General features: G+C 70.6%; 6 protein-coding genes and 1 pseudogene. 5 read left to right on the top strand and 2 right to left on the bottom strand.

Going from position 1 to position 5,249, the window contains the following annotated elements:
- The 4 genes from FV223_RS19345 to greA all read left to right on the top strand — a co-directional run.
- A partial coding sequence (locus FV223_RS19345; RefSeq protein ID WP_147728532.1) for a cell wall hydrolase occupies nucleotides 1-574 on the top strand: 574 nt, incomplete at its 5' end.
- A 205-nt stretch (nucleotides 575-779) separates the two neighbouring features.
- A complete protein-coding gene (locus tag FV223_RS19340) occupies nucleotides 780-1,385 on the top strand; it encodes a hypothetical protein (RefSeq protein WP_147728531.1) in 606 nt (201 codons plus the stop codon).
- A gap of 98 nt (nucleotides 1,386-1,483) precedes the next feature.
- A complete protein-coding gene (locus FV223_RS19335) occupies nucleotides 1,484-2,470 on the top strand; it encodes an MDR family oxidoreductase (RefSeq protein WP_147728530.1) in 987 nt (328 codons plus the stop codon).
- A gap of 83 nt (nucleotides 2,471-2,553) precedes the next feature.
- Nucleotides 2,554-3,021, top strand: coding sequence for a transcription elongation factor GreA (gene greA, locus FV223_RS19330; protein WP_147728529.1), 468 nt, complete (start codon nucleotides 2,554-2,556; stop codon nucleotides 3,019-3,021).
- A 21-nt stretch (nucleotides 3,022-3,042) separates the two neighbouring features.
- Here greA and FV223_RS19325 read toward each other — a convergent pair whose 3' ends face one another.
- On the bottom strand, nucleotides 3,043-3,936 hold the full coding sequence (locus tag FV223_RS19325) for a LysR family transcriptional regulator (RefSeq protein WP_147728528.1): 894 nt from the start codon (nucleotides 3,934-3,936) through the stop codon (nucleotides 3,043-3,045).
- A gap of 140 nt (nucleotides 3,937-4,076) precedes the next feature.
- Between FV223_RS19325 and wrbA the strand changes: the two genes are divergently transcribed.
- Nucleotides 4,077-4,676 (top strand): NAD(P)H:quinone oxidoreductase, encoded by a 600-nt coding sequence (gene wrbA / locus FV223_RS19320; protein ID WP_147728527.1) that lies wholly within the window; start codon nucleotides 4,077-4,079, stop codon nucleotides 4,674-4,676.
- A 178-nt stretch (nucleotides 4,677-4,854) separates the two neighbouring features.
- Here wrbA and FV223_RS19315 read toward each other — a convergent pair.
- A pseudogene (locus tag FV223_RS19315) lies at nucleotides 4,855-5,130 on the bottom strand (Sua5 family C-terminal domain-containing protein); the annotation flags it as partial.
- Nucleotides 5,131-5,249: the final 119 nt, after the last annotated feature.

Raw genomic sequence — 5,249 nt, 5'->3', positions numbered from 1 at the left:
CTCGACGACGCCGGCGCCGGCCGACGCGACGCCGGTCGAGGTCGCCTCGGCCAGCCTGATGCTGCCGGGCCTGACCATCCGCACCGACCGGACGGAGCCGCCGGTGGCGCAATCGGTCCCCGAGGACGCCCGCCATCGCTACGCCGACCTGATCGGGCCGGACGCCATGGACAAGGAGCAGCGCTGCCTCGCCGAGGCCGTGTACTTCGAATCGCGCAGCGAGCCCGAGGCCGGCCAGGCCGCCGTCGCCCAGGTGGTGCTGAACCGCGTGAAGAGCGGGCTCTACCCGTCGAACGTCTGCGGCGTCGTTTACCAGAATCGACACCGCTACATGGGCTGCCAGTTCTCCTTCGCCTGCGAGGGCAAGGCCCTACGCATCACCGATTCGGGCTCGTGGGCCACCGCCACCCGCATCGCGCAGTCGGTGATCGAGGGGCGCACCTACCTCGCCGAGGTCGGCGACGCGACGCACTACCATGCCGACTACGTCAAGCCGGGCTGGTCGCGGCGCCTGCGCAAGATGGACGTCATCGGCCGGCACATCTTCTACGAGCTCAAGCCCGGGCAGACGTAGGATTCGAGGACAACCAAAATTCTGCAATTCAATTCATCGAGGATTTACTTACGTAGACGGTAACCCCGTACTCCGGATCGAGGGTTAATTTTACCCTACTTTCGGATAGTGCTTGCTTGTACAGCAACCCGACGGCCTCTTGAGCGTCGAGATGTGCGCGCCCTTCGCGTCATCCCTTTCGTTCCGCGTATCAGAGGAAGCCGTCATGACCGCGCCGGTCGCCCGAAACACCCTGCTCTTCGCCGCCCTCGCCGGTGCCGTCCTCGTCGCATCGCCCGCTTCGGCCGGCGGCTGCTACGGCTCCGAATGCTACCGCCACGTCTCGACCCCGCCGGTGTTCGACACCGTGCAGGAAAACGTGCTGGTGCGGCCGCCCCGCACGATCTACCGCACCACGCCGCCGGTCTACGACACCGTGTCGGAGCGGGTGATGGTCTCGCCCGGCGGCCGGACCTGGCAGACCCGGCGCGGGCCCTACGGCGAGCTGATCGGCTGCTGGGTCACCACCCCGCCGCAGTTCACGGTGCAGCACCGCCGCGTGCTGGTGCAGCCGGCGCAGTCGATCCCCGAGACGATCCCGCCGGAATACGCCAGCGTCAGCCGCCGCGTCCTCGTCGCGCCGGCCCGCTCGGGCTGGGTGCCGGTCGGCGGCGGCTATGGCGGCGGATACGGTGGCGGCTACCAGGGCGTCGGCTACGGCGGGCCGCGGTTCGGCTCGATCCCGGACGCGCTCGGCATCGCCGGCGCGAGCTCGGCCGATATCGGCGTCGGCCTCGGCTTCTCCTCGGGCAGCCTCTACGACGGCTACTGAGAGCCCCGTCCACATCGCCCCGCCGGAGCCCGATCCTCCGGCGGGTTGATTTCGCGCCGCTCCCGCCACAGGTCCCCCGAACGCATCGGGAGGCGAGCATGGCGCGGTTCAAGGCTTGGGTGATCGAGAAGGGCGAGGCCGGCCAGAGCCTGTCCTTCACCGATTTCGACGAGGCCGACCTGATGGACGGCGACGTCACCATCCGCGTCACCCATTCGTGCCTGAACTACAAGGACGGGCTGGCGATGACCGGCGCGTCGCCGGTGGTGCGCCGTTTCCCGATGATCCCGGGCATCGACTTCTCGGGCGTCGTCGAGGCCTCCGACCACCCCGACTACAAGCCCGGCGACGCGGTGGTTCTCACCGGCTGGGGCGTCGGCGAGACGCATCTGGGCGCCTATGCCCAGAAGGCGCGGGTGAAGGGCGATTGGCTGGTGCCGCTGCCCGCCGGCCTGTCGCCGGAGCAGGCGATGGCGATCGGCACCGCCGGCTACACCGCGATGCTCTGCCTGATGGCGCTCGACGCCCACGGCCTGACCGCGAAGGACGGTCCCGCCCTGGTCACCGGCGCCTCGGGCGGCGTCGGCTCGGTCGCGGTCGCGCTGCTGGCGCGAGCCGGGTGGCACGTGATGGCCTCGACCGGGCGCGCCGGGGAAGCGGAGTACCTCAAGTCCCTCGGCGCCGCCGAGATCGTCGACCGCGACGAGCTCGGCAAGCCCGGCAAGCCGCTCGGCAAGGAGCGCTGGGCCGTGGCCGTCGACGCCGTCGGCTCGACAACGCTCGCCAACGTGCTCGCCCAGACCAAGGCCGACGGAGCGGTCGCCGCCTGCGGCCTGGCGCAGGGCATGGACCTGCCGACCTCGGTCGCCCCCTTCATCCTGCGCGGCGTGTCGCTGCTGGGCATCAACAGCGTGACCACGCCGCAGGCGAAGCGGCGCGCCGCCTGGGCGCGGCTGGCCGACGAGCTCGACCTGCAGAAGCTTGCGGCGATGACGAACCGCGTCGGCCTCGCCGAGGTCGGCGGGCTCGGAGCCGACATCCTCTCGGGCAAGATCCGCGGCCGGACGGTGGTCGAGATCGGCTGACGCGCGACGCCGAACGCCGACCACCCCGGCGATGAGTCGGCTTCGGAACGGAACCGCGGCGCAAGCCGGGGCATTCTCGACCCATGAGCAGTGCATTCGTTCGCGAGAAGGAGGGCGGGGAAGCCTTCGAGGACCTCCCCGACCGCCCGATCTCCCCCCACACCAACTTCGTCACCCCGGCGGGGCTTGCGGAGATCGAGCAGGAGGTCGCGCGCCTCCAGGCCGAGCAGGCCCAGCTGACGCCCGACGACAAGGCCGACACCGCCCGCGTCACGCGCGACCTGCGCTACTGGACCACGCGGCTCGGCACGGCCCAGCTCGTCGAGACGGTCGAGGGCGACACCGTGCATTTCGGCTCGACGGTGACCGTGCTGCGCGAGGACGACACCCGCCAGACCTTCCACATCGTCGGCGAGGACGAGGCCGATCCGGCCAAGGGCTCGATCGCCTACGTCGCCCCGCTCGCCAAGGCGATCACCGGCAAGAGCGTCGGCGACGTCGTCGAGGTGAACGGGCAAGAGGTCGAGATCACCGAGATCAAGGCCGGCTGATCGTCGGTTCGTCCCGCCCGGCTAACCCGTTCCGTCGTTCGCCGTACGGCCCTCGATGACCGGGCGCAGCGCGACGACCGCATCGCCGACGAAATCCATGAAGGCCCGGACCCGCACCGAATGGCGCAGGTCCGGGTGCGTCAGCATCCACAGGCCGTCGGCGAAGTGGGGATCGGGTGGCCGCAGGCGGCGCAAACCCGGCCGCCGATCGGCGCTGAGGCAGGGCAGCAGGCCGATGCCGATGCCGGCCTCCACAGCCTCGCACAGGCCGGCGACCGTGTTCAGCTGCATCACGATGCGGTCCGGGTCGCCGTGCTCGGCGACGAAGCGCAGGAACCTGCCGTCGCCGACCTGCTCCGACGGCGCCACCCAATCCGCACGCCGCGGGTCGCGATCCGTATCGTCGGCGCGGCCGTAGAGGGCCCAACCGACGGTCGAGAGGCGGCGCCCGAACAGGTTCTGCGGCGGGTCGTTGCTGGCGCGGACCGCCACGTCGGCATCGCGGCGCGAGAGGTTCAGCGCGTCGTCGGATACCACCACGTCGAGGCGGATCCCCGGGCACCGGGTGCGGAAATCGGCGAGGATCGGCATCAGCAGGTCGGTGACCAAGCCCGACGGCGCGGTGATGCGGAGAAGGCCGGTCGGTTCCGAGGCGCGCCCGGCGACGTCGCGGGCGAAACGCGCGGCGGTCTCCTCCATCGCGCCGGCCGCCTCGACCATCGCCATCCCGGCCTGCGTCGCCGCGTAGCCCGCACGCAAGCGCTCGAACAGGCGTGCGCCGACGGACGCCTCGATCGCCGCGAGGCGCCGAAACGCGGTCGAGTGGTTGATGCCGAGGCGTGCGGCTGCCGCGGTCAATCCGCCATGGTTGGCGATGGCCTTCACCAGCCGAAAGTCGTCCCAGGGCGGCGCCATCCATCGACCTTGCATTCACGCAAGATCGTTCTTGCAGATCGGGGCATTTGCGCAAAGCCCGGCGGGTACGATCTTCGGGCGAGCGCGAGGCGGCCGCCGATCCCGGCATCGCCGCCCGGCCATGCGAACGGAAGCTGACGATGACGAAGATCCTGGTGCTGTACTATTCGTCCTGGGGCCACGTGGAGCAGCTCGCCCACGCCGCCGCCGAGGGCGCGCGCGAGACCGGCGCCGAGGTGCACGTGAAGCGCGTGCCCGAGCTGGTGCCGGAGGAGGTCGCCAAGCAATCGCATTACAAGCTCGACCAGCCGGCCCCGATCGCGAAACCCGAGGAGCTGGCCGACTACGACGCGATCATCTTCGGCACGCCGACCCGCTACGGCAACATGGCCGCGCAGATGAAGCAGTTCATCGACCAGACCGGCGGCCTCTGGGCGACGGGCGCCCTCGTCGGCAAGGTCGGCTCGGTGTTCACCTCCACCGGCTCGCAGCATGGCGGGCAGGAGACCACGATCACCAGCTTCCACACCGTGCTGCTGCACCACGGCATGGTGATCGTCGGGCTTCCCTACTCGTTCAAGGGGATGAGCGACGTGCAGACGGTGTCGGGCGGCACGCCCTACGGCGCCAGCACCATCGCCGGCGGCGACGGCTCGCGCCAGCCGATCGCGATCGAGCTCGAGGGGGCGAAGTTCCAGGGCCGGCACGTGGCCGGGATCGCCGCCAAGCTGGCGGGCTGACGCCGTCGAGGGCCGGGGCGGTTCGCTGCCTCGGCCCGCCGCTGCCGGAAAAGCGCAAGAAAAAAGGCTCGGATTGCTCCGAGCCTGGAAGGAAAAAGGCCATTGGGGGCTGAACTGGCCTTCGTGATAGGGAAACAGCCCTCGCGACTCCCGGTTCCACGCCGGACGAAAGATTTTTTCAGCGCGGGGCGGCGGCCCGTCCGAGCCGGTCCAGGATCGCCTCGCCGAGGCCGTCGGCGGGGATTCGGCATACCGCGATCGTCGCGGCTCCCGACGCGTCGAGGTCGCGCAAGGCGGCGAACAGGCGGGACGCCGCCTCCGTGAGGTCGCCGCGCGGAGAGAGGTTCGAGACCGCGCGCGCGCGTTCGATCCCCACCGGGCGCGACGCACCGAACAGCAGCACCGCCTCGTCGGGCTCGACCACCTCGGCATCGAGCCGCAACGCGGCCCGCGGGCGCATCCCTCAGGCGGGCGAGCACGAGGTGGACGATGTTCTCGGCCATGTCGTGGGCGCCGTAGGTGATGTAGATCTTCGAGCCGACGATGCGGTAGCTGCCGTCGCCGGCCGGCTCC

Origin of the sequence: Methylobacterium sp. WL116 (genome assembly GCF_008039455.1) — a bacterium.
Lineage (GTDB): Bacteria > Pseudomonadota > Alphaproteobacteria > Rhizobiales > Beijerinckiaceae > Methylobacterium.
The sequence above is the reverse complement of the archived record's forward strand: the minus strand, read 5'-3'. Positions and strand labels throughout refer to the sequence as shown.

What these genes read in the sequence shown, in the direction of transcription:
- FV223_RS19340 (WP_147728531.1), top strand. Translation starts at nt 780, where the DNA reads ATGACCGCGCCGGTCGCCCGAAACACCCTGCTCTTCGCCGCCCTCGCC.
- FV223_RS19335 (WP_147728530.1), top strand. Translation starts at nt 1,484, where the DNA reads ATGGCGCGGTTCAAGGCTTGGGTGATCGAGAAGGGCGAGGCCGGCCAG.
- greA (WP_147728529.1), top strand. Translation starts at nt 2,554, where the DNA reads ATGAGCAGTGCATTCGTTCGCGAGAAGGAGGGCGGGGAAGCCTTCGAG.
- FV223_RS19325 (WP_147728528.1), bottom strand. Translation starts at nt 3,936, where the DNA reads ATGGCGCCGCCCTGGGACGACTTTCGGCTGGTGAAGGCCATCGCCAAC.
- wrbA (WP_147728527.1), top strand. Translation starts at nt 4,077, where the DNA reads ATGACGAAGATCCTGGTGCTGTACTATTCGTCCTGGGGCCACGTGGAG.